At 53.0% G+C, this 22,538-nt stretch carries 21 protein-coding genes; 17 read left to right on the top strand and 4 right to left on the bottom strand.

Translation table 11 applies throughout. The annotated features are described in order from the left end of the window. Window positions 1-22: 22 nt before the first annotated feature. The gene (locus OIN60_RS12495; protein ID WP_305755184.1) at window positions 23-2,050 is read right to left on the bottom strand and encodes a beta-galactosidase; all 2,028 of its coding nucleotides are present in this window, start codon (window positions 2,048-2,050) and stop codon (window positions 23-25) included. 116 nt (window positions 2,051-2,166) lie between these two features. Between OIN60_RS12495 and OIN60_RS12490 the strand changes: the two genes are divergently transcribed. Together OIN60_RS12490 and OIN60_RS12485 are read left to right on the top strand one after the other, a co-directional pair. Beyond that, window positions 2,167-2,994: a helix-turn-helix domain-containing protein gene (locus tag OIN60_RS12490; RefSeq protein WP_305755183.1), complete on the top strand. Its 828-nt coding sequence runs from the start codon at window positions 2,167-2,169 to the stop codon at window positions 2,992-2,994. A 121-nt stretch (window positions 2,995-3,115) separates the two neighbouring features. Further along, on the top strand, window positions 3,116-3,769 hold the full coding sequence (locus tag OIN60_RS12485) for an SGNH/GDSL hydrolase family protein (protein ID WP_305755182.1): 654 nt from the start codon (window positions 3,116-3,118) through the stop codon (window positions 3,767-3,769). A 136-nt stretch (window positions 3,770-3,905) separates the two neighbouring features. On the opposite strand, the gene pssA is transcribed toward OIN60_RS12485, so the two are convergent. Then, complete coding sequence (pssA, locus tag OIN60_RS12480) at window positions 3,906-4,454, bottom strand: CDP-diacylglycerol--serine O-phosphatidyltransferase (RefSeq protein WP_305755181.1); 549 nt, start codon at window positions 4,452-4,454, stop codon at window positions 3,906-3,908. Between the two features lie 351 nt (window positions 4,455-4,805). Here pssA and rsmD point away from each other — a divergent pair, with 351 nt between their 5' ends. Next, window positions 4,806-5,444: a 16S rRNA (guanine(966)-N(2))-methyltransferase RsmD gene (rsmD, locus tag OIN60_RS12475; protein WP_305755180.1), complete on the top strand. Its 639-nt coding sequence runs from the start codon at window positions 4,806-4,808 to the stop codon at window positions 5,442-5,444. Next, complete coding sequence (gene coaD / locus OIN60_RS12470; protein WP_305755179.1) at window positions 5,437-5,964, top strand: pantetheine-phosphate adenylyltransferase; 528 nt, start codon at window positions 5,437-5,439, stop codon at window positions 5,962-5,964. The genes rsmD and coaD overlap by 8 nt, the downstream gene beginning before the upstream one ends. Here coaD and OIN60_RS12465 read toward each other — a convergent pair. Next, entirely contained in the window at window positions 5,927-7,147 is a 1,221-nt protein-coding gene (locus tag OIN60_RS12465) for a nucleoside recognition domain-containing protein (protein ID WP_305755178.1), read from the bottom strand. The genes coaD and OIN60_RS12465 overlap by 38 nt on opposite strands. A 161-nt stretch (window positions 7,148-7,308) precedes the next feature. On the opposite strand from OIN60_RS12465, the gene OIN60_RS12460 reads away from it, so the two are divergent. Beyond that, window positions 7,309-8,346 (top strand): YlbL family protein, encoded by a 1,038-nt coding sequence (locus OIN60_RS12460; protein ID WP_305755177.1) that lies wholly within the window; start codon window positions 7,309-7,311, stop codon window positions 8,344-8,346. Here the strand turns inward: OIN60_RS12460 and OIN60_RS12455 are convergent. Then, on the bottom strand, window positions 8,333-9,565 hold the full coding sequence (locus OIN60_RS12455) for a nucleotidyltransferase (RefSeq protein ID WP_305755544.1): 1,233 nt from the start codon (window positions 9,563-9,565) through the stop codon (window positions 8,333-8,335). The genes OIN60_RS12460 and OIN60_RS12455 overlap by 14 nt on opposite strands. Before the next feature lie 181 nt (window positions 9,566-9,746). On the opposite strand from OIN60_RS12455, the gene OIN60_RS12450 reads away from it, so the two are divergent. The 12 genes from OIN60_RS12450 to ftsY all read left to right on the top strand — a co-directional run bounded on the left by OIN60_RS12450 (window position 9,747) and on the right by ftsY (window position 22,516). Next, the gene (locus tag OIN60_RS12450) at window positions 9,747-10,259 is read left to right on the top strand and encodes a YceD family protein (protein WP_305755176.1); all 513 of its coding nucleotides are present in this window, start codon (window positions 9,747-9,749) and stop codon (window positions 10,257-10,259) included. A 126-nt stretch (window positions 10,260-10,385) separates the two neighbouring features. Continuing rightward, window positions 10,386-10,559 carry a 50S ribosomal protein L32 gene (rpmF, locus tag OIN60_RS12445; protein WP_036645943.1) on the top strand — a complete coding sequence of 58 codons (174 nt, stop codon included), beginning with the start codon at window positions 10,386-10,388 and terminating at the stop codon, window positions 10,557-10,559. A 358-nt stretch (window positions 10,560-10,917) separates the two neighbouring features. Continuing rightward, on the top strand, window positions 10,918-11,514 hold the full coding sequence (fapR, locus tag OIN60_RS12440; RefSeq protein WP_305755543.1) for a transcription factor FapR: 597 nt from the start codon (window positions 10,918-10,920) through the stop codon (window positions 11,512-11,514). Beyond that, window positions 11,498-12,490: a phosphate acyltransferase PlsX gene (gene plsX, locus OIN60_RS12435; protein ID WP_305755175.1), complete on the top strand. Its 993-nt coding sequence runs from the start codon at window positions 11,498-11,500 to the stop codon at window positions 12,488-12,490. The genes fapR and plsX overlap by 17 nt, the downstream gene beginning before the upstream one ends. A gap of 14 nt (window positions 12,491-12,504) precedes the next feature. After that, window positions 12,505-13,494 (top strand): beta-ketoacyl-ACP synthase III, encoded by a 990-nt coding sequence (locus OIN60_RS12430; protein WP_305755542.1) that lies wholly within the window; start codon window positions 12,505-12,507, stop codon window positions 13,492-13,494. A 52-nt stretch (window positions 13,495-13,546) separates the two neighbouring features. Further along, on the top strand, window positions 13,547-14,482 hold the full coding sequence (gene fabD / locus OIN60_RS12425; protein WP_305755174.1) for an ACP S-malonyltransferase: 936 nt from the start codon (window positions 13,547-13,549) through the stop codon (window positions 14,480-14,482). Window positions 14,483-14,511: 29 nt separating this feature from the next. Continuing rightward, window positions 14,512-15,261, top strand: coding sequence for a 3-oxoacyl-[acyl-carrier-protein] reductase (gene fabG / locus OIN60_RS12420; protein WP_305755173.1), 750 nt, complete (start codon window positions 14,512-14,514; stop codon window positions 15,259-15,261). 92 nt (window positions 15,262-15,353) lie between these two features. After that, complete coding sequence (gene acpP / locus OIN60_RS12415) at window positions 15,354-15,587, top strand: acyl carrier protein (protein ID WP_025334828.1); 234 nt, start codon at window positions 15,354-15,356, stop codon at window positions 15,585-15,587. Between the two features lie 203 nt (window positions 15,588-15,790). After that, complete coding sequence (gene fabF, locus OIN60_RS12410; protein ID WP_305755172.1) at window positions 15,791-17,029, top strand: beta-ketoacyl-ACP synthase II; 1,239 nt, start codon at window positions 15,791-15,793, stop codon at window positions 17,027-17,029. A 12-nt stretch (window positions 17,030-17,041) separates the two neighbouring features. After that, complete coding sequence (rnc, locus tag OIN60_RS12405; protein WP_305755171.1) at window positions 17,042-17,740, top strand: ribonuclease III; 699 nt, start codon at window positions 17,042-17,044, stop codon at window positions 17,738-17,740. Between the two features lie 153 nt (window positions 17,741-17,893). Further along, window positions 17,894-21,463, top strand: a complete 3,570-nt coding sequence (smc, locus tag OIN60_RS12400) for a chromosome segregation protein SMC (protein WP_305755170.1) — start codon at window positions 17,894-17,896, stop codon at window positions 21,461-21,463. A 51-nt stretch (window positions 21,464-21,514) separates the two neighbouring features. Continuing rightward, window positions 21,515-22,516 carry a signal recognition particle-docking protein FtsY gene (ftsY, locus tag OIN60_RS12395; RefSeq protein WP_305755169.1) on the top strand — a complete coding sequence of 334 codons (1,002 nt, stop codon included), beginning with the start codon at window positions 21,515-21,517 and terminating at the stop codon, window positions 22,514-22,516. The last annotated feature ends 22 nt before the right edge of the window (window positions 22,517-22,538 follow it).

Genomic DNA, 22,538 nt, shown 5'->3' with positions numbered 1-22,538 from the left:
GAGGTTCAGCTCCTTTATGTCTTCACCCAAGCTCCAGTATGTGGACACCCTTTCCACTTATCGTGGTGGAGCCGGTTATTTCTGTATCGCTTAGCAAATCACGAGCGCTTCTGACTCCAAGATCATAGGTCTGCGCCTCGGCGCTATGGTTCATCACGAACAAATACTGCTTGCCGTCCTTGGTCCGCATGCTCGCTTCAACTCCTGCCGGAGCATCCAGCAGCGGTAGAATGCCTTGTTCCTCACAGATTTGCTGCAGCAGCTTGCCAAGGAATTGCTCGTCGGGGTCGGTGGCCATATACCATGCGCTGCCTTGGCCGAAACGGTTGCGGGTCAGCGCTGGCATACCACGGTAGAAATCTTCTCCGTATTCTGCCAGCACCTCGGCACCTTCACTGTGCAGAAGGTCGCATAACATGCCGCATGCATAATCCCCTTGAAGTGAACCGTATTCTTGAGTCATGACAATACGGTTCTTCTGTTCAGGCAGCAGCGCGTCGATTTCTTCCACCCAAATGCCAAGCAGCTTTCTAAGCTCTCCCGGATACCCACCCAGTGTAACGAGATCACTTTCATTAACGATGCCGCTGAAGAAGGTCGTCAGGAAGGTTCCGCCTGCTTGGACAAAGCGCTCCAGCCGTTCTGCAACCCCTGGCTTCACCATGTACATGACAGGGGCGAGGATCAGATCGTATTGATCAAAATGGCTGTCAACGCTGATCATATCAACCTGGATATTACGGTTAAAAAGCGCTGCGTAATATTTGTGAACCTGATCGACATATTTCAACGCGACCGTTGGTCCGCTGGATTTTTCCACCGCCCACCAATTATCCCAGTCAAACAGAATAGCCACCCTGGCTTCCACCAGTGCGTCCAGTGTCTGATCCCCAAGCTGCTGCAGCTCCTTGCCGAGCTGTGCGACCTCCCGGAATACTCTTGTGTGCTCATGCCCAACATGCTCAATGACAGCACCGTGGAATTTCTCACAGGCTCCTACAGACCGCCGCAATTGGAAAAACATCACCGTATCGGCTCCATGGGCAACGGACTGATAGCTCCAGAGCCGCATGACCCCAGGCCGTTTAAGTGAATTGTAGGCCTGCCAGTTTTGCTGACTTGGTGTTTGCTCCATCAGCATGAACGGCTGTCCGTCCTTCAGCCCGCGCATCAGATCATGGGCCATAGCTGTGTAGCTGTAAGGCGTACTCAGCCCAGGATAGCTGTCCCAGGAGACGATATCCATATGGCGGGCCCACTTGAAGTAGTCAAGCTGTTTGAAAAAGCCCATCAGATTGGTTGTGACTACAGCATCCGGAATATGCTTTTTGATCATGGCATGCTCCAAGAGGTAGCATTCCAGCATACTGTCCGAATTGAAGCGTGAATAATCGAGTGAAATGCCCTGAAAGGATGATTTGTTGTCTCCCCAATGCTCGCTGAGATTGCTGGGCAGCACAATTTCGTTCCAATCGTAGAAGGTGTGTCCCCAGAAGGACGTATTCCAGACCCGATTGACCTCCTCAATCGAGCCGTATTTTTTTTGCAGCCAGCTTCTGAAGGCCTTTTCGCAATTATCGCAGTAGCATTCCCCGCCGTATTCATTGGAAACATGCCACACCAGTACTGCGGGATGCTCACGGTAGCGCTCCGCCAGCTTATCAGCAATTCGCTCAGAGTATTTGCGGTACGTTGGGCTGTTCGGACAGGAATTATGCCTACCGCCGAATTTATGCTTCCGTCCGTCTGCGTCAACCCGTAGAATATCCGGGTATCTTGTGGCCATCCATGCGGGATGGGCGGCTGTGCTTGTAGCCAGGCAGACAAAGACACCGTTTTCATAAAGGCTCTCGATCAACTCATCCAGCCATTCGAAGTGATAAGTATCCTCATCCGGCTGATTTTTGGCCCAGGAAAATACGTTGATCGTTGCCATATCAATGCCGGCGAGTTTGAACAAGCGCAGGTCCTCTTGGTGTGTCGCATGGTCCCATTGTTCGGGATTATAGTCTCCTCCGTAAAACATCTTTGGCAGCTTGCTGTTAATCACAATCTTCACCTCGTCATATAAGAATAAATCTATCGTATATCAATATTTAGTCTTTTTAAATATAATAAAAGTAATGATAAGTATAAAAATATGGAACTAATTAAGGAGGAGATCAGATGGAAACTGTCCATAAAAGATATTTCTTGACTCACCGGGAGCAGCCGCTTCCTATGTACATGGAAAGCATTGGATGGAACGGTAGGCAGGAGCAGGTTGACCGTCCAGAGGGATACCCGCTGTATCATTGGCTGCAGACGGTGCAGGGTGAGGGGCGTTTTCAGTACGGAGGTGTAGAGGTACATTTGGTTCCGCATACCGGAGTGCTGCTTCCACCCGGCGAACCGCATGCCTATCTCAGTACGACGTCCTATTGGCAAACCCTCTACATTACTTTTGGTGGCCCTGCGGCGGCGACGGTGCTCTCTTCCCTCGGACTGAATCGTGCTTTATGGTACCACTGGGATGCAGGAAGCAGTCTGGAAAGCTTCGGTATGGACGTTGTGAATACCGTTGCCCCGGAACGAGATATGTCGGGGCTTGATGCTTCAGCAGACCTCTACAAATTTTTGACCCTGCTCAAAAAGCATGGCCGGACCGGCTCACTTCCCTCCTTATCCGAGCATGTGGAGCGAATATCACCCGTTCTCGATTTTATGCAGAAGCATTACAACCGCCCGGAGATCGGATTGGAGGATATGGCTGCCGTACTCCATGTCAGCGTGCGGCATTTGAACAATCTTTTTAAGCAGTCGCTCGGGGTTACTGCCTATGCTTACCTGATTGTCCTCCGTCTGCGCAAGGCGAAGGAGCTGATGACCAGCGAACCCTCTCTGTCTGTTAAGGAGACAGCCAGGATGGTTGGCTTCCGTGATGCGAGCCATTTTGTGGCCACCTTTCGTAAAATGGAGGGGCTTACCCCCCAGCAGTTTAGAACATTATATTAGATCTATGATTTTCATACATAAAATGTAAAGAAAACCGCTTGAACATCTGTCGTCCGTGTGATTATATGTTATTTGGATTGGTTTGTAATTCATTGGAAGTTTTCGGGAGGAGACCTGAATCATGAAGTTGGGAAATCATGAGAAGTTGGTGTTTATCGGCGATTCGATTACAGATTGCGGTCGGCAACGTCCTATAGGGGAAGGCTCCAGCAGTGCTTTGGGAACAGGCTATGTTACCCAGGTGGATGCGCTGCTGCGGGCTTTTTATCCTGAGCTCGGCATACGGGTTGTCAACATGGGTATCGGCGGCAACACCGTACGAGACTTGAAGGAGCGCTGGAGCCGTGATGTTATAGCTCAGGAACCTGATTGGCTTGCGGTCAAAATCGGCATTAACGATGTATGGAGACAATTTGACGCTTTCAGCCGTCCGGAGATTCATGTGTATCTGGATGAATACAAGCGCACACTGCGGGAACTGCTCGCCGAGGTTCGTCCAAAGGTGAGAGGGCTGGTGCTTATGACACCTTATTATCTTGAGCCTAACCTTGAGGACCCGATGCGGGCAACGATGGATGTCTACGGTGCGGCCGTCATGGAAATCGCGCATGAGTTTGATGCTATACCCGTGAATACCCAAAAAGCGTTTGACAAGCAGTGGGAGTATGTGTATCCGGCATCCCTCGCTTGGGACAGGGTGCACCCTGATCAGGCGGGCCATATGATAATTACGCGGGCATTTCTGAATGCCATAGACTTTGACTGGAACAGATAACAAGGAACATTCCAGTGTAAGAAAAACGCCGCAAAAAAATTCGTCAACAAAGGCGGATTTTTTTTGCGTTACTACAGAAGCACTATTGGTCCCACAGCGAAAATGGCCCTTCCGATGGATTCGGATAGGGCTGATTTTATTTGCCGTGCTTATGATTTTGATAGGCGGCGGATTCTTTTTTAATGGATGGAAACGGGAGACGGCTGATCATAAGGAGTGAAAAAACGAGCATGACAGCGGCAAAAAATGAATCCGTCAGCCGGTGCTCAGCCAAGGAAAGCAGGGCAAGCAGGCTTCCTGCGGCTGTAATCGGCAAACCTGTAAACGTTTTGCTAAAGGAGGACAGATTGAACCGGGCTAGCCGGAATGCGCCGCATAATGTAAAAAAGATGACAAGCAAGCCTCCTAGTACCCCGTTCCAGTCATGAAAAATGGAGACATTGATCAGGAAGGACGGGGCAAGGCCAAAAGAAACGATGTCGGCAAGTGAATCGAGCTGTTTGCCAAATTCAGCCTCGACGCCGATCCGACGCGCGATGTAACCGTCAAAAAGGTCAAAAAGCATGGACGCAAAAATAAGAAGTGCGGCTAAAACGTACCAGCTCCGGGATACAGCGAGTACGGAGCAGACTCCGGCAGCCAGGTTACACGCTGTAAGCAATGAGGGGGTCCAGCGTAATCGCATGATTGATCCTCCTGATCCAAAAGCATTTATTCTAATTGGGCTGTCTTGTGTTCAAAAAAAATCGGGCGCCTCTTTCGAGACGCCCTTTGATGGGAGAGGAGAAACCGGACGAAGAGCTTATGGGGAAACGTAAGCCTTCTCCGCGGTTGTCTACGGCATTGGTTAAATGCCGATATCTCCATTGTGACCCGATTATGGCAGGGATATACATGCCGGTGGGGATATTATGAAAAATTTGTGCAAAATAATATGCGCTATTTTCCATATATATGCGCTATGTGTTACGATAACGTCATATCGGTCTGTCAGGGACAGACGGTCAAGACTACATAGAGAATGGGTGAACATAGCGTGAGAGTTGTATCGGGCAGTGCTAAAGGCAGACCGCTCAAGGCAGTTCCCGGAACGGGAACAAGACCGACAACCGATAAGGTGAAGGAAGCGCTGTTTAGCATGATTGGTCCATACTTTGACGGCGGAGCCACGCTTGATCTGTTCGCGGGCAGCGGGGGACTGGGCATTGAAGCGCTGAGTCGCGGCATGGATAGAGCGGTTTTTATCGATATGGAACCGAAAGCCATCGAGGTGATCAGGGAGAACCTTCGTAAAACCGGCCTGGATAGCCAGGCTGAGGTGTTCCGCAATGATGCCGGACGTGCTTTGAAGGCATTGGCTAAGCGCGGGACTGTTTTTGATGCCGTTTTTCTGGATCCGCCCTACCGCATGAAGCACGGAGATGAACTGATGAACAGGATGGACGAGCTCGGCCTGTTGCAGGACGGAGCCGTCGTTATTCTTGAATACGAATCCGGCTACAGCTATCCGGAGCGATTCGGGTCTTTCAACCAGATCCGTAAAGCGGTCTATGGTGAAACGGCTGTGTCCATCTTCAGGTATGAACGGATACAGGGGCAGACAAGCGGACAATCAGAGGCCGTGCATGAACCACATACAGAGGCAACGGCAGACGAGGAGGAGCAGCATGACTGAGCCAGAGAACAAAAAAAGGATTGCAGTCTATCCAGGGACCTTCGATCCGGTGACGATGGGGCACATGGACATTATTCAGCGGGCATCCAAGCAGTTTGACCTGTTGATTGTGGCGGTGCTGAACAATATAAGCAAAAATCCGCTGTTCAGCGTAGAAGAACGGATCGCTCTGCTGCGCCAGGCGACGGAAGAGATGCCGAACGTTGAAGTTGATTCTTTCCGCGATTTGACAGCCAATTATGTAAGGCAGAAGGGAGCGCAGGTGATTGTCAGAGGCATTCGCTCCGTAACTGATTTTGAGTATGAACTGCAGCTTGCCTCCACAAATCATAAGCTGAACCCGGAGGCCGAGACGATTTTCATGATGACCAATCCGAAATATTCTTATTTGAGCTCAAGCATGGTGAAGGAGATTGCGCATTTTAACGGCAGTGTCATCGATCTGGTCTCGCCTGAGGTGGAAGAAGCTCTTATGCGAAAAATCAGCGAGAAGAACGATGATTCCGCCAGCCAATCATAAGTGACGCCGTCAGCAGCATACCCAGTATGACCGCCAGCAGGGCAAACGGGGCAGTGGCAAGAGTCAGTGTCCGGGTTAATGAACCTTCAATAGCTTCTTCCTGTACAGGCAGCAGTTCCAGATAAGCCGGAACCGCAAAGGAGGTTAACTGCTGCCAGGGCGCCCACAGGATCAGTGCAGTCAGAAATGCCATCCCTGCATGCAGAAGGCGAGTGACCGCGAAGGTGAAGCCCTTGTCGGCAGGTCTTGTCATAGAGACGATTTGCAGCCATCCGCTTACCCCTCCCCAGCCCAGGACGGCGCTGATCGTCGCAGCCTGCAAATGAGGCTCGCCCAAAAAACGGACGGCCGCGTAGGCACCAAGGTGCTGCTCAAGTAGCCCCGGCCACAGCAGCATGGGAGCCATAGGGGTTAAATAGACATTCAGGAGCCGGATCATGACGGCAAAAAAGATGATAAATCCGCCTGTCAGCATCAAGGTTTGAACAGCGTTGGATACCGTCTCGCCCAGCAATCGACCGAAGCTGCGCCCGTCTCTTTGGCGGGCGGTGGCTATTTCGGTGTATAGGACCTGCAGTATGGAAGGACGGGGGACGGAACCGCGCGGCGTGGCGGCTTGCGTGTCCTGCTTTACTGTTTTTTCTTTCGTGCCGAAAAGGCGGACGGAAATCATGCCGGTAGCTATGCCTGTGATCCAGTGTACGAGCAGCAGCAGATATCCTGTGGCCGGGCTGTGCAGAAAGCCGGCTCCGATGACAAGCAGAATTGTCATGGGATTGCAGAAGTGGGCTGTGCTGGTCAGCAGGCGGACCTGTCGTTCCTCCAGTTCGCCTTGATTGGCGAGCTGTCTGGCCGCTTCCGCGGCAGCCGGGCTGCCGGCCGTAAGGCCGAGTGCAAGCACCCAGCCACTGCGGCCCGGTAGGCCAAAGCAGGTGCGCATAAGCGGAGTTAGCAGCACGCCGAGACCATGTACAAAGCCGGAGGCGATCAGCATTTCGGACAGCATCAGAAAAGGGAGAAGGGCGGGGAAGACAATGCTCCACCACAGCTTCAGCCCTTGTCCGGAAGCCTCGTATACCTGCGCAGGCGCGGCCACGACCGCCGCCACCAGCAGCAGCGAGCACGCCCCGAGTAGCCAGGTTGTCCACAATTGACCAGGCTGTTTTTCCTGTATGGTCTCCATTATGTTACTCCTCCTTCCGGATGGGTTCTATCAAGCGGGATATTTTATAATCATAAGCTAGTAATAGGATATGCGGCGGGGAGCGGCGGCAGACCGTGCTTGTCAGCACGGGTTTGTATGTTTCGGTATTTACTGAATTGAACCTAAGGGGGGAAGTGCGAATGAAGAGGGCGGGAAGCCGTAAGTTATGGTTTACCTTACTGTATGCCGCCGTCATGGCCGTCATGGCTTATGTGCTGGTATATATGCCGACCCCGTATCTGATTTACCGTCCCGGCAGCGCTGAGGAGGTCAAGCCGATGGTATCCGTTAAGGATGGTGATCCTACAGAGCAGGGGACTTTTATGATGACGACGGTATCGGCCAGCTACGCCAATTGGCTGATGCTGGGACTGGTAAAAGGTGACAGGAATGCCGAGGTGAGGACCAAGGAAAGCCGCCTGCAGGGAAGCAGTGAAGACGAATATGCGGCCAAGCAGGTGTATTATATGGACAATTCGCAGTCCTCTGCTATTGAAGCGGCCTATAAAAAAGCGGGAGTAGCCTACAGGATTGTCCCACAGTACATCTATGTGCTGGAGACCGGCGCAGGAGCTGACCCGTTTTTTCATCCAGGAGATAAAATTGTAGAGGTTGACGGTGAAAGCGTAGAGGAGAGCGATGATCTCCAGCACATCCTGAAGGGCAAGCAGCCAGGAGACAGCGTAGCCGTTAAGCTGGATCGCAAGGGAGAAGGGGTGAGTGGGATGGTGAAGCTTACAACGGTGAAGGATACGGCTTCCGGGGAGCAGCGTACAGGCTTTGGGGTCGGCATCGCCACGCTTCGGACAATCGTACCGGAGAGCGCCGGGCATGAAATCACCTTCTCATCGACAGATGTCGGCGGTCCGTCCGCAGGTCTGATGTTCACGCTGGAAATCTATAATCAACTGACGCCTGGAGATTTATCGAAAGGATACCGCATAGCGGGTACGGGCACGATTAATAAAGAAGGCACGGTAGGCGCTATTGGCGGCGTTGGTCATAAAATTGTGGCAGCGGACAGGGAGCATGCCGAAATTTTCTTCGTGCCGGAGGAAAATGCAGGGGCCGCTGAAGCGAAAGCGAAGCAAATCGGGACTGGCATGAAGCTTGTGTCTGTCCGCACACTGGACGATGCTTTGCACTACCTGGATGCATTGCCGGTCAAGGAACAATAACAGGCGCTCTGAAATAGTCTTCGTACAGGCTGCGCACGGCAGCCGTAGGCATGCCCGCGGTGTATACGGCTGCTGCGCTCACATCCATCTGCAGATGCGGATGGTCTAACGCTGCCGGACGGGTAATGACTGGAAGGGAAGCGGTCTTCTTCATTTCGGCCAGCATGGTCTGACCTGTTCGGTTAAAGCCGAGCACGCGGATATAGGCCGGTCCTTCGGCCAGACGGGCCGGGCCCAGATCGGATTTGGCATGATTCAGCAGGATATGCGTCAGCATCCGCTGCAGCTTCACATGTGTATAGCGCTTCGTCTTCAGCGCTGTCAGCAGGGCTGTGGCTGAGGGCTGTGGCAGGGCTGGAAGCAGCTTCTTCAGCCTGTACTCGAGCCCCTCGGTCACCTCGTGCATCCGCGCCAGCTCGTCCGCGCTGCGCGTGATCAAGGCGTTCAGCAGCGGACGGCTGAACGCTTCCCATGTCTGCGGCGCGCGGCCTTCGGCCCACTCGCGCCGCAGAATGTCCAGCACGGCGCTTGGCACATACGGCGCCGCAGCCTCAGGTCCGCCCGCCAGCAGCAGGCGGCGGACCGCAGTGGCGCTGGCGATGCTGCCAGTCGCCAGCGTATCGTGATAGCCCGCGCCGGTGCGGGCTATCGTGAAGGGGGTGATCGCGCTGTGCAGCCGTTCCAGCGCGATCAAATAGTGCAGCCCAAGCGTATTGTTGGGCTGCTGCAGAAGGGCGGACAGCTCCGCGCCGTCCGCCTCTCCGCCGGCGAGCGCGGCGGCCGCCCCTGCGTAAGCTGCGGGGTAGCTGGCACCGCCCGCCAGCCGCGTGGCGATGCCGGCCTTGAGCTCGGCCGGCTCTGCGGCCAGCACACGCGCCAGCGCGCGCAGCGGCGCGAGGTCGCCGCTCTCGCTGCCGAAGCAGAGCGCGTCCACGATGCCGGTCGCGTTCAGCAGCGCGACCGCTCCGTAGGCGAACCACTCCGCGGCCTGCACGGCATAAGCGACCGGGAGCTCGATCACAAGGTCGGCTCCCATGGCAAGGGCCATTTCGGTGCGCGACCACTTGTCCACGATCGCGGGCTCGCCGCGCTGCAGGAATGGACCGCTTATAACCGCGATGGTCCGGTCCGCTCGGGCGGTGGCCTTCGATGCGGTCCAGTGATGCACATGGCCGTTGTGAAGGGGATTATATTCAACGATGATTCCGAGCGTTTTCATGCTCCATGACAGCTCCCTTGTCAAGTGGGGTATAATAGTTGTATAACATTGTACACGAACATCGGCACTTTTGCCCGCATACCGTAAGAAACGAGTTCCTCTCAAGGGTGTAAAGGAAAAGGTGTTGACAAACACCTCATTCAGTCGGTATAATAATTTTTGTTTGTTTGGAGTGATATATATGCATCTGCATTTTCGCAAGGTTGCTATGAATGACGGTCCGGTTTTGATCCGGGAGAGCTTGAATGTCGAGCCGCTAATTACACACCGCAAGGATATCACTTCAGTTTCACCGCTGACTGTAGACCTTGCAGCCGTAAGCGTGGAAGAGAAACGGATCGATATGAGCGGAACGCTGACAGTTGAGCTGGACACGCTGTGCTCCCGCTGCTTGACGCCGATTCACGAGCATATGAATATCTCTTTTTCGGAACGCTTCGAGCAAGGACAGGAACAGCAGGATGACGTGGACGAGGGCATGGAGACGATCATGATCGAAGGAGAGACGTTCGACACCGCTCCCTATTGTGAGGAATCGTTTCTGCTTCATCTTCCGTTTGCGCCGCTGTGCCGGACGGATTGTAAAGGGCTGTGCCCCACCTGTGGCCAGAACTGGAATGAAGGCTCCTGTAGTTGTAACAACGAGCGGATAGATCCGCGTTTGGCAGGTCTCAAGGATTTTTTTAAGAAATAAAAGATTGAAATAATCGATGAGTTATTCACCGGCTGCGGTGGGGTTGGCCCTGAGTCGTCCTGCCCAGTCTTGAATGAGATAACACACATACCCTTCAGGGTTGATCTCGATAAGGAGGTGGGAATGATGGCAGTACCACAACGCAGAACGTCCAAAACGCGCCGCGACAAACGTCGTACTCACTTTAAACTGGCTGTGCCGGGCATGGTGAAATGTGAACAATGCGGAGAATTGAAGCTTGCTCACCACGTGTGCAAAGTGTGCGGAACATACAAATCTAGAGAGATTATCTCTCAATAACATTCGGAATGATTTGCTGCAATTCTGCAGCAAATCGTCTTGGATGAAATGTAAAAGTAGTGCTTCACCACGGTGAGGTGCTATTTTTTTTGTAACTCGGCTTTCCTTTTGCCGGGCTATGCTATATACTGGCTTAGTACCTGGTTCTAAGAAAAGCCGGACGGAAAAGTCCGCTTATACATATATTTTAAGATTATAGAATTTATAAGTTTTCAGCGGAGCTGAACAATTCTGTCATCGCAAGAAAAACTTCCGCTAAATGCGGTCTGTCTTCTTTGGATGTACGTCGATAGACGTTTTTCTTATACAATAGTTCTGCAACCGTATGGACGGAAGGAGGCGTTTGGCCATCGAGCGGCTGCCGAAGAGACTAAGACAGCAGAGACTATCGCAATTAATTGAAGACAATCCGTTCGTCACGGATCAGGAATTGACGCGCCAGCTTAAGGTCAGCATTCAGACGATCCGGCTAGACCGGATGGAGCTCGGTATTCCGGAGCTTCGTGAACGGATGAAGCTGATGGCCGAGCGGTCATACGATCAGGTCCGTTCGCTGCCTCTGCATGAGGTGATCGGTGATATCGTCGATTTGCAGTTGGATAAAAGCGGCATATCCATATTTGAAATTCGGGACGAGCATGTGTTTTCACGGACGGGCATCGCACGGGGGCACTATGTGTTTGCCCAGGCCAATTCACTAGCCGTTGCCGTTATCAATGACGAGATTGCGCTGACTGCTTCTGCGGATATCCGTTTCGTGCGGTCGGTCCATCTGGCTGAGAAATGCATAGCGAAGGCCTATGTCCGCTCCCAGCCGGAGCAGAAGGGCAAGGCTAAGGTGGAAGTATTCACTTATGTGGGAGAAGAGATGGTCTTCCAGGGGAACTTTGTCATTTACCGTTCCACCGGGGAAGAATACAGCGAAGGAGGGAATCAGCATGCGGATCGCCATTGATGCGATGGGAGGAGACAACGCGCCGGAAGTTACAGTTGAGGGCGGTCTGGCCGCTGCAACTGAATGGAAGGATACGGAGATCGTGCTTGTCGGTGACCGGAGCAGAATCGAGCCGCTGTTGAAGGGAAAGCAGGTGCCGTCCAATCTGACGATCCGTCATGCCTCAGAAATCATTGATGCGGAGGATGAGCCGGTGCGGGCCGTTCGCCGCAAGAAGGATTCCTCAATGGTTGTGGCGGGGCGAATGGTGAAGGAGCAGGAGGCGGATGCCATGATATCCGCCGGCAATACGGGAGCGCTGATGACGACCGGCCTGCTTGTTGTGGGTCGGATGGAAGGGATTGAGCGTCCCGCGCTTGCCCCGATGATTCCGACACTCGACGATCTGGGGGTTTTGGCCCTGGATCTGGGAGCCAATATGGATGCCAAACCGGAGCATCTGGCGCAATATGCCCAGATGGGAAGCCTTTACCGTCAGAAGGTGCATAACATAGCTGAGCCCCGCGTCGGGCTGCTTAATGTGGGTACGGAGGCCGGCAAGGGCAACGAGCTGACCAAGCTGGCTTATCCGCTGCTGGAGCAGCTTCCAATCCGTTTTGTGGGCAACGTGGAGGCCAGGGATGTATTGACAGGCAGCTGCGATGTGCTTGTGTGCGACGGTTTTGCCGGAAATATTTTGCTTAAGGCGTTGGAAGGGACGGCAGGAGCTATTTTCTCGTTGCTTAGGGAACAATTCAACAAGTCGTTGAAGACGAAGCTGGCGGCCGCCATGCTGATGCCTGAGCTTCGAGGGTTGAAGAACAAACTTGATTATACTGAGCATGGTGGGGCTCCGCTTCTTGGATTGAGTGGACTCGTCGTCAAAAGCCACGGCTCGGCGGACACAAACGCCGTCAAAAATGCGGTCAGACAGGCGCGGATCGCGCTGCAGAACCGCCTTGTCGAAAGCATATCGAAGGAAATCAGCGGGAAGTGAGTGACGAAATCGAAATGAATAATTTGAAACCGGTCGGTATTATTGGTATCGGCAAATACGTGCCAGAGAAAATTTTAACCAACAGCGATTTGGAAAAAATGGTGGAAACAAGCGACGAATGGATTGTCAGCCGCACTGGCATCCGTGAGCGTCATATCGCGGCTCCCGAGCAGGCGACATCTGATTTGGCTTATGAGGCCGCTGTTAAAGCCCTCGCGTCCGCAGGCATGACGGCGGAAGAACTGGATCTCATTATTATAGCTACAATTACGCCGGACATGACATTCCCTTCAACCGCATGTATTCTTCAGGATAAGCTGGGAGCGAAGGGGGCGGCGGCGTTTGATCTGTCTGCGGCCTGTTCGGGTTTTGTATACGGACTGGCTACTGCCACAAGCTTTATTCAGGCTGGCATGTACAGAAATGCGCTGGTCATCGGAGCGGATTGTCTGTCTCGGATTACGGATTATACGGACCGCAATACATGTGTACTGTTCGGAGACGGGGCTGGCGCGGTTGTAGTGGGCGAGGTGCCGGAAGGAAGAGGCTTCCAATCCTTTGATCTTGGCGCTGAAGGCGCGGGTGGTTCGTTGCTGAAGATGGAAGCGGGTGGATCAAGGCTGCCGGCATCACCGCAGACGCTTGAGAATAAGCTGCATTACATTTACATGAACGGGCGCGAGGTGTTCAAGTTTGCCGTTCGTGTTATGGCGACAGCGACTGACGTAGTGCTGGAGAAAGCGGGACTTGACAAGGATGACATTGATGTCTTTGTACCACATCAGGCCAACATCCGCATTATTCAATCCGCTATGCAGCGTCTTAATCTGCCTGAGGAAAAAGTAGTGATCAACGTGGATAAATATGCGAATACTTCCGCAGCCTCCATTCCGCTTGCATTGGTTGAGGCGGCAGAGGAAGGGCGCATGAAAGAGGGCGACCGTGTGCTAATGGTTGGCTTCGGCGGCGGCTTGACCTGGGGTGCCTCCGTATTGGTTTGGTAAGCACTAATCTGATAATATAGCAAACATTAATATAGAAGCGAGGTGAATACGAATGGGCAAAACAGCATTCGTATTTCCGGGACAGGGATCCCAGAGTGTGGGCATGGCCAAGGGCGCATATGAAGCCTCCGAGGCTGCCAAGGAGGTATTCCGCCAGGCGGACGAACGTTTGGGCTTTGCGCTGAGCACGCTTATTTTTGAAGGTCCCGATACCGATTTAAAGCAAACCTCCAATACGCAACCGGCATTGCTTACAGCCAGTACAGCCTTATATGAGGTTTTTAAAGCGAGCGGCATCAAGCCTGATTTCGTAGCCGGGCATAGTCTTGGCGAATATAGCGCGCTTGTTGCGGCGGAGGTGCTATCCTTTCCGGATGCGGTAGAATTGGTTCGATCCCGCGGTCTGTTCATGGAAGAAGCTGTCCCTGGCGGACAAGGTGGTATGGCAGCCGTGCTTGGTGCTGACCGCAGTCTGCTCTCCTCTCTTTGCAGTGATATTACGGCTGGCGGACAAACGGTTGAGTTGGCAAATGTCAATTGCCCCGGCCAGATTGTGGTGTCCGGAACGAAGGAAGGTGTAGCGCTGGTTGCCGAACGGGTAAAGGAAACGGGGGCCAAGCGGGCTATTACGCTGGAGGTTAGCGGTCCTTTCCATTCGTCCATGATGCGGGGGGCTGCGGATAAATTGGCGGCCAAGCTCGAAGGAGTGGATTTTGCAAGAGCGTCGATTCCTGTTGTCGCGAATGTTACGGCGTCTCCGGTACAGGATGGAGGAGAGATTCGTTCCCTGCTGGTTGAGCAGGTCTATTCTCCTGTGCTGTGGGAAGACAGTGTAGCCTGGCTCATAGGCCAAGGTGTGGATACATTTGTAGAGTTTGGGCCTGGTAGCGTGCTGACTGGCTTGATCAAAAAAATAGATAAAACATTGACATTGATCAACGTAAGTGACATGGAGTCGTTAGAGAGTGCGGTTCAGGCACTTTCTTAACTGGTGAACGAGATTAAGGAGGGGAAATCATGTCCAAGCCTTTTAGCGGAAAAACAGCACTGGTAACGGGCGCATCTCGAGGGATCGGGCGCAGCATTGCGCTTGCACTGGCGGAAGCAGGGGCCAACGTGGCTGTCAATTATGCCGGCAGCGAGCATGCGGCAGCGGAGACGGTTGATCTGATTCGGTCCAAGGGTGTGGAGGCCATTGCCGTGCGGGCTAATGTTGGCAAAACGGATGAAGCCGAGCAATTGGTCAAGCAGGTGACAGATACGTGGGGCCGTATTGATATACTGGTGAATAATGCCGGGATAACAAGAGATAATTTAATCATGCGTATGAAAGAGGAAGAATTCGATCAGGTGATTGAAACGAATCTTAAAGGCGTGTATAACTGTCTCAAAGCCGCAACGCGACCGATGATGAAGCAGCGTTCCGGGCGTATTATCAATATCTCATCTGTGGTTGGTGTGGTTGGTAATGCGGGTCAGGCGAATTATGTTGCCGCCAAGGCGGGTGTCATCGGACTGACAAAATCTGCAGCAAGAGAGCTTTCTTCCAGGCAGATTACGGTCAATTGCGTCGCCCCGGGCTTCATTGATACGGAGATGACGCAGATACTGACGGATGAACTGCGTGAGAAAATGCTTGGAAATATTCCGCTGGCTCGTCTTGGACGACCTGAGGAAATAGCTGAGGTCGTGCTATTCTTGGCATCCGACGCTTCCTCATATATGACGGGCCAGACTCTGCATGTGGACGGCGGCATGTACATGTAGCCGGGCGCATGTCCGTTAAGAAGAGGGATCATGTCTCTTCTATGGCATTTTTATTGTGTTTTTCGTATAATACCAAAGAGGAGGTGAGCCGGATGTCCGACGTATTGGAGCGTGTAAAACGCATTGTCGTTGACCGTTTGGGAGCCGACGAAGCAGAAGTTACCCTGGAAGCATCTTTTAAAGATGATTTGGGTGCTGATTCTCTCGATGTAGTTGAATTGGTTATGGAATTGGAAGATGAGTTTGATATGGAAATCTCTGATGAAGATGCAGAGAAAATTACAACTGTAGGTGAAGTTGTAAACTACATACAATCTCATACCTAAGTCAACACAAGTCCCGTTCTGATTCAGGCGGGACTTTCTCCTAATTTGGGATTCTGCCATGGATGGCATAGCCATACAGACTGAACTAAAGCTCGAATTTTGACGGTAATGATGAATTACTGACTTTAGTTGATTCTATATACATGCAGGGCAAGAAATAGAGCTGGCACTTACATTGCAGTTAAACATAGAGGTGAATATCGTTGAAACAACGTGTTGTTATAACAGGAATGGGCGTGGTCACCGCACTCGGACAGGACTTGAATACGCTATGGAGCAATCTGATGGCGGGCAAATCCGGAGTGAGTATCATCGAGGCGTTTGACGTAAGTGACTACCCTACGAAAATTGCCGCTTCCGTGAAAGATTTCAATCCGGAAGATTATATGGATCGCAAGGACGCGCGCAAAACGGACCGTTTTGTCCAATTCGCGGTAGCTGCCGGCACGATGGCGATGAAAGACAGCGGCATCGAAATCGGTACCAATGCTGAAGCTGAACGAGTCGGCGTATCTATCGGGTCTGGCATCGGAGGCCTGGGTACCTGGGAGGATCAGCACAACATCCTGCTGGAGAAAGGTCCCAAACGGGTAAGCCCGTTTTTTATCCCGATGATGATTGCGAACATGGGATCCGGGCAGTTGTCTATTACGCTGGGCGCAAAAGGTCCGAATACAACTCCTGTGACCGCTTGTGCGACCGGAAGCCACGCGATTGGCGATTCGTTCAGAATGATTCAGCGCGGGGATGCCGATGTCATGGTCTGCGGCGGAGCCGAGGCGACGATTCGTCCAACAGGGATGGCTGGCTTCTGCTCCATGCGGGCGATGTCTACCCGCAATGACGAGCCGGAGAAGGCGAGCCGCCCGTTTGACGTAGACCGCGACGGCTTTGTTATGGGAGAAGGTGCCGGCGTGCTGATCCTGGAATCGCTGGAACATGCGCAAAAACGAGGGGCACACATCTATGCAGAAGTCATCGGCTACGGTCTTTCCGGAGATGCCCATCATATGACGGAACCGGACCCGGATGGAGCCGCACGCTGCATGAAGATGGCGATTCGCGATGCGGACATTTCCCCGGACCAAGTGGATTATATCAATGCACACGGTACGTCAACTCCGGTTGGGGATAAGTCGGAGACGGAAGCGGTCAAAAAGGCGCTCGGCGATCATGCCTACAAAGTAGCCGTCAGCTCCACGAAGTCTATGACGGGTCACCTGCTTGGGGCAGCCGGCGGGGTGGAGGCGGTTATCTGCGGTCTTGCGCTGCAGAACCAGATCATTCCTCCGACCATCAACCTGGACAACCAGGATCCGGCGTGCGATCTTGACTATGTACCTAACGAGCCGCGCAAGGCGAAGCTCGATATCGTTATGTCGAATTCCTTTGGGTTCGGCGGTCATAATGCTACGGTAGTCTTGAAAAAATACGAAGCATAAGGGGTCAGTTCGTTGAGTGGAGATTTGAAGCAGTTACAGCAGAAACTTCATATTCAATTCAACAACCGGCAGTTGTTAAAACAGGCCTTTACTCACGCTTCCTATGTGAACGAACACCGATTCAGCCAGCACCAGGATAACGAGCGTCTGGAATTTCTGGGCGACGCTGTCCTGGAGCTGACCGTATCGGAACAGCTCTACAATCAGTATCCGACCCGGCCTGAAGGAGAGTTGACCAAGCTGCGCGCGGCCATCGTCTGCGAGCCGTCGCTTGTGAAATTTGCGGTTGGTCTGGATTTTGGTCAGTATGTACTGCTGGGCAAAGGTGAGGAGTTGACGGGCGGGCGAACCCGCCCTGCGCTTCTTGCGGATGTGTTCGAATCCTTTATAGGGGCGTTGTATTTGGACCAGGGTCTGGAGGCCGTCCGGTCGTTTCTGGAGCGTCACATTTTCCCTCAGATTGCAGTTCAGGGAAAACTCCAGATGAGTGATTATAAAACAGAGCTCCAGGAACTTACGCAGCAGCACAATATGGGCGTTTTGGAGTACCGTATTGTTGAAGAACGTGGTCCCGCGCATGAGCGGGAGTTTGTGGCCGAAGTGTATATGGGAAGCGAACGGCTTGGAACCGGTACAGGACGTTCCAAGAAAGAGGCAGAGCAGCAGGCGGCAGCCGTCGCTTTGAGCAAGCTTAAGCTTTCGGAATCCTGATACAGCAGCATAAATTGCCAAGGACAAAGCAAGAGCAAAGAGCAGCCCGCGGGCTAGTCCCGGCCGTATCGATGGACCGGACTGCTTTTTGCTCTTTTTTCGTTCAAGGCTGACAGGGTGACGGATATTCAGTATTTAGAGGTGAGGCATAACATGTTTTTAAAGCGCATTGAATTAGCGGGTTTTAAATCTTTCGCAGATAAGACGGAGATGGAATTTGTCCGTGGAATCACCGCTGTTGTAGGTCCGAATGGGAGCGGGAAAAGCAATATCTCTGACGGCATCCGCTGGGTGCTTGGCGAACAGAGTGCCAAATCGCTTCGTGGTGGCAAAATGGAGGATGTTATTTTTGCCGGCAGTGATGCGCGCAAAGCTGTGAATTACGGGGAAGTGTCCTTAACGCTGGATAATGAGGACCAGATCCTGCCGCTCGATTTTGGCGAAGTGACGGTAACCCGCAGGGTGCACCGCAGCGGAGACAGTGAATATTTTATCAACCGCCAGGCTTGCAGGCTGAAGGATATTACGGAGCTGTTCATGGATACGGGGATCGGCAAGGAAGCCTATTCCATTATCGGCCAGGGACGGATCGAGGAAATATTGAGCACACGGTCCGAAGACCGGAGGGGGATATTTGAAGAAGCGTCCGGCATTGTAAAGTATAAATCCCGCAAGCGGGAAGCTATGCGCAAGCTGGACGATACCGAGCAGAACCTGCTGCGGATCCATGATTTGGTTAGCGAGCTTGAAGATCAGATCGGCCCCCTGAAAGAACAGTCAGAGAAGGCGATCCACTATAAAGAGCTGCGCGGCGAATTGAAATCGAAGGAAATATCGATGTACGTGCATCAGATCGAGAACATTCACTCCTCCTGGAGCTTGGCCAATGAGAAGCTGAAAAAGCTACAGGAAGAGCAGCTTCAGCTTTCCACCGTGGTGTCCCGTCATGATGCCAAGCTGGAGAACGACCGCAATGAGCTGCGGCAGTTGGAGGAGGATATAGAGCGGCTCCAGGGCGAACTGCTTCAATATATTGAGGGCACTGAAAAAAGCGAGGGTTACGGCCAATTGCTGAAAGAACGGCTGCGTAATCTTGAGGCCAACCGCGAACAACTGCTGCAGACGCTGACGGCGAATGAAAGCCGTAGCGGAGAGCGCAATACAGAGTTGGAAATGCTGCAGGACAAACTGACCCAGCTCACAGACGAGCTGGAGCAGTTGCAGTCCCTCTTGTCTGCTGAACAGGCAAAACTTGAGGGGGTAACAGGGGGAATCAGTCAGGAGCAGGAGGAGAGCCTCAAGGGCAACCTGCTCGAGCTGATGAACCAGATGGCCCAGGCGCGTAATGAGATCCGGTATGCTGATCAGCAGAAGGAGTCGATTGAGCGCCGGAGGAACCGGGTCAGTGATGAATCCGGCAAATGGGAGACACGGAAGGCGGGGCTGGAGCAGCGCAAGCAGGAAATTGAAGTGGATATCGCCAGAATCGCTAAGGAAATCAGCGGGCTGCGCACGGGTTATATCAGTGAAAGCGAGCGATACCAGTCGCTGCAGAAGCTGCAGGAAGAAAGCCTCTCCGCCGCACGTAAATGGGAACAAAAACGGGAGGCGCTGATCTCTCGCCGGGATACGATGAAGGAAATGCAGGAGGACTTCGACGGCTTTATGTTAGGCGTCAAGGAGGTGCTCAAGGCATCCCGCAAAGGACAGTTGCATGGCGTGCACGGAGCGGTTGCCGAGCTGATTCGCGTGCCCGAAAAGCTGGAGCAGGCAATGGAGACCGCGTTGGGTGCTTCAGTTCAGCATATCGTCATGGAAAACGAAGCGGTATCCAGACAGGCCATCGGGTTTCTGAAGCAGCGTCAATTGGGCAGAGCAACCTTCCTTCCGATGGACGTCATTCGACCACGCCAGATCGGCTCAGGGGAGCGTCAAATTATAGAGGGCGCGGAAGGCTTCGTCGGCATCGGCGCGGATCTGATCCAATATGATGAACGTTATGCAGGCATCATTGGAAGCCTGCTTGGCAATGTCGTCATCGCCAAAACGCTGGAGGATGCCAACCGGATCGCGGCTCGTTGCCAGTACCGCTACCGTGTGGTCACGTTGGAGGGCGATGTCGTTAACGCCGGCGGTTCCATGACTGGGGGCAGCCAGTTCAAGAAGAATACGAACTTGCTCGGTCGCAAGCGTCAGCTTGATCAGTTAGATCAGGAGATTGCTGATGCCGAACAGCAGGTGGAGAAACTTCGTCACAGCTCGTTGGATATTAAGAAACAACTAGAAGAAGCCCAGCTCCGGTTGGATGAGCTGCGCCAGGGTGGCGACGTCAAGCGTGGCGAAGAGCAGCAGGCCGCATCAGAGCTGAAGCAAATTGAGCATGAGCTGCGTCATGTGCTGGAGCAGGTGGCCGCTTCAGGCCAGGAGAAAAAAGGCTTTGATCAGGAGATTAAGGAGCTGGAGTCAACACGCGCGGAGGCTGTCCGCAAGCTGGCGGAGCTCGAAGGGGAAGAGAAAAGGACGCATCAGGCCATTCAGGCGGCTGAGTTCGCGCGTAAAGCGAATGAGTCGGCGAAAGAGGAGCTTCAGAGTCAGCTTACAAATCTGCGGGTAAGGGAAGGCAAGCTTGAACAGGAGCGCTTTTCGCTGGAAGAGCAGGTGAAGCGCTTGCGGGGGGACTACAACTCTCTTTACAAGGATGCGAAGCAGAACCGCTCGCTGTTGGCTTCAGTGGAGGCCGATCTCCGTATCAATCGTGAGGAAAGCGTGAAGCAGGTGGAGGATTTGAACCGCTTCCGTATTCTGAAGGACGAGACGGCTGCGAAGCTGGAATTCAAACGGGCTGCCCGCAGTCAGCTTTCCAAGAAGCTGGAGTTGGAGGAAAACGAAACAAGGGAACAGCGTATACAACTTAAAGCGGTGGAGGAGCAGCTCAGACAGACGGAAATCGGAGCGAACCGGCTGGATGTGGAGCTGGAAAATATTTTGCGCAAGCTTGCCGATGAGTATGAGCTGAGCTATGAGCTGGCGAAGCAGCGCTACCCCGTGCCTGAAGATGTGGAGGGCACGCAGGCCGAGGTACAGAAGCTTAAACGGAGCATTGCCGCATTGGGTGAGGTCAACCTTGGTGCGATTGAGGAATTTCAGCGGGTGAACGAAAGATATACCTTCCTCAACGAGCAGAAGGCCGATCTGGTCGAGGCGAAGACAACGCTGTACGAGGTTATCAGGGAAATGGATGATGAAATGTCCAAGCGCTTCAAAACAACGTTTGATGCGATCCGCTCCCGCTTCGGAGCTGTCTTTGCCAAGCTGTTCGGCGGCGGCCGTGCGGATTTGGTGCTGCTGGACCCGGACAAGCTGCTTGAGACCGGCATTGACATCGTTGCCCAGCCTCCAGGCAAGAAGCTGCAGAATCTGCAACTGCTGTCGGGAGGAGAACGGGCGCTGACAGCGATGGCGCTGCTGTTTGCTATTCTGCACATCAAGCCGGTTCCATTCTGTGTGCTGGATGAGGTGGAAGCCGCGCTTGATGAAGCGAATGTGGTTAGATTTGCGCAGTATTTGCGCGAGTTCTCCGAGCAAACTCAGTTCATTGTGGTGACCCACCGCAAAGGCACGATGGAAGAATCGGATGTGCTGTACGGAGTAACGATGGAAGAAGGCGGCGTGTCGAAGCTGGTGTCCGTCAAGCTTGAGGATGAAGAAGCGGAAATCGCCTGAGTTCCAAGATGATCAATCTTAAATCGGGCTTCATTATAGGAGGGAACGGACTTGAGTTTCTTTAGAAAGCTGAGAGAGAGCATTGCCAATAAAACCGAATCGGTGACAAAGCAGTTTAAGGACGGACTCGAAAAAACGCGTAAAGGCTTTGTGGAAAAGGTATCGGATCTGATGATCCGCCGTAAGAAGATTGACGAGGAATTTTATGAGGAACTGGAAGAAATATTGATCGGTGCCGACGTTGGCGTGAATACGGTCATGAATTTGATTGACGAGCTGCGCTCTGAAGTTCGTAAGCGCAAAATCGAAGACGCCGCCGAACTGCAGCCGGTGCTGTCGGAGAAGCTGTCGGAACTGCTGCGCGGTGAAGAAAACTCTAGTCTGAAGACTAACCCTGATGGGATTACGGTTATTCTGTTTGTCGGCGTGAACGGGGTTGGCAAGACGACTACCATTGGCAAGATGGCTCATCGCTTTAAGCAGGAAGGCAAAAAAGTTCTGCTCGCAGCGGGGGATACGTTCCGCGCTGGCGCTATTGAGCAACTGGAAGTGTGGGGGCAGCGCGCCGGAGTTGATGTCATTAAACAGCATTCCGGTTCCGATCCGGCTGCTGTGATGTATGATGCGGTGCAGGCAGCTAAGCAACGCAAGGTAGATGTGCTGCTGTGCGATACGGCCGGACGGTTGCAGAACAAGACTAACCTGATGGAAGAGCTTAACAAGATCTTTCGTGTCATTCAGCGCGAGATTCCAGACGCGCCGCATGAGGTGCTGCTTGTACTGGACGCGACGACAGGACAGAACGCGCTCAACCAGGCGAAGCTGTTCGGGGAAAAGAGCGGTGTTACAGGCCTTGTATTAACCAAGCTGGACGGTACGGCTAAAGGCGGCATTGTCATTGCCATTCGTCAGGAAATGAACCTCCCGGTCAAGTTTGTGGGACTTGGCGAGAAAATAGACGATCTGCAGCCGTTCGATTCCGACCAGTTCGTACATGCGCTTTTCACGGGGCTGATTCAGGAAGCTCCTGGTGAAGAGGGTGGAACGAACTGAAGCACAGCATAGAATAACAAGC

The organism is Paenibacillus zeirhizosphaerae, from assembly GCF_030705605.1.
GTDB lineage: Bacteria > Bacillota > Bacilli > Paenibacillales > Paenibacillaceae > Paenibacillus > Paenibacillus zeirhizosphaerae.
Note: the sequence above shows the minus strand (reverse complement) of the source record. Positions and strands in the feature narration are given on the sequence as shown.

Coding starts and splice junctions, on each gene's coding strand:
- pssA (WP_305755181.1), bottom strand. CDS start 4,454: ATGCGATTACGCTGGACCCCCTCATTGCTTACAGCGTGTAACCTGGCT.
- OIN60_RS12485 (WP_305755182.1), top strand. CDS start 3,116: ATGAAGTTGGGAAATCATGAGAAGTTGGTGTTTATCGGCGATTCGATT.
- fabD (WP_305755174.1), top strand. CDS start 13,547: ATGGGCAAAACAGCATTCGTATTTCCGGGACAGGGATCCCAGAGTGTG.
- OIN60_RS12490 (WP_305755183.1), top strand. CDS start 2,167: ATGGAAACTGTCCATAAAAGATATTTCTTGACTCACCGGGAGCAGCCG.
- coaD (WP_305755179.1), top strand. CDS start 5,437: ATGACTGAGCCAGAGAACAAAAAAAGGATTGCAGTCTATCCAGGGACC.
- plsX (WP_305755175.1), top strand. CDS start 11,498: ATGCGGATCGCCATTGATGCGATGGGAGGAGACAACGCGCCGGAAGTT.
- OIN60_RS12430 (WP_305755542.1), top strand. CDS start 12,505: ATGAATAATTTGAAACCGGTCGGTATTATTGGTATCGGCAAATACGTG.
- fabG (WP_305755173.1), top strand. CDS start 14,512: ATGTCCAAGCCTTTTAGCGGAAAAACAGCACTGGTAACGGGCGCATCT.
- rpmF (WP_036645943.1), top strand. CDS start 10,386: ATGGCAGTACCACAACGCAGAACGTCCAAAACGCGCCGCGACAAACGT.
- OIN60_RS12465 (WP_305755178.1), bottom strand. CDS start 7,147: ATGGAGACCATACAGGAAAAACAGCCTGGTCAATTGTGGACAACCTGG.
- OIN60_RS12450 (WP_305755176.1), top strand. CDS start 9,747: ATGCATCTGCATTTTCGCAAGGTTGCTATGAATGACGGTCCGGTTTTG.
- OIN60_RS12455 (WP_305755544.1), bottom strand. CDS start 9,565: ATGAAAACGCTCGGAATCATCGTTGAATATAATCCCCTTCACAACGGC.
- smc (WP_305755170.1), top strand. CDS start 17,894: ATGTTTTTAAAGCGCATTGAATTAGCGGGTTTTAAATCTTTCGCAGAT.
- acpP (WP_025334828.1), top strand. CDS start 15,354: ATGTCCGACGTATTGGAGCGTGTAAAACGCATTGTCGTTGACCGTTTG.
- OIN60_RS12460 (WP_305755177.1), top strand. CDS start 7,309: ATGAAGAGGGCGGGAAGCCGTAAGTTATGGTTTACCTTACTGTATGCC.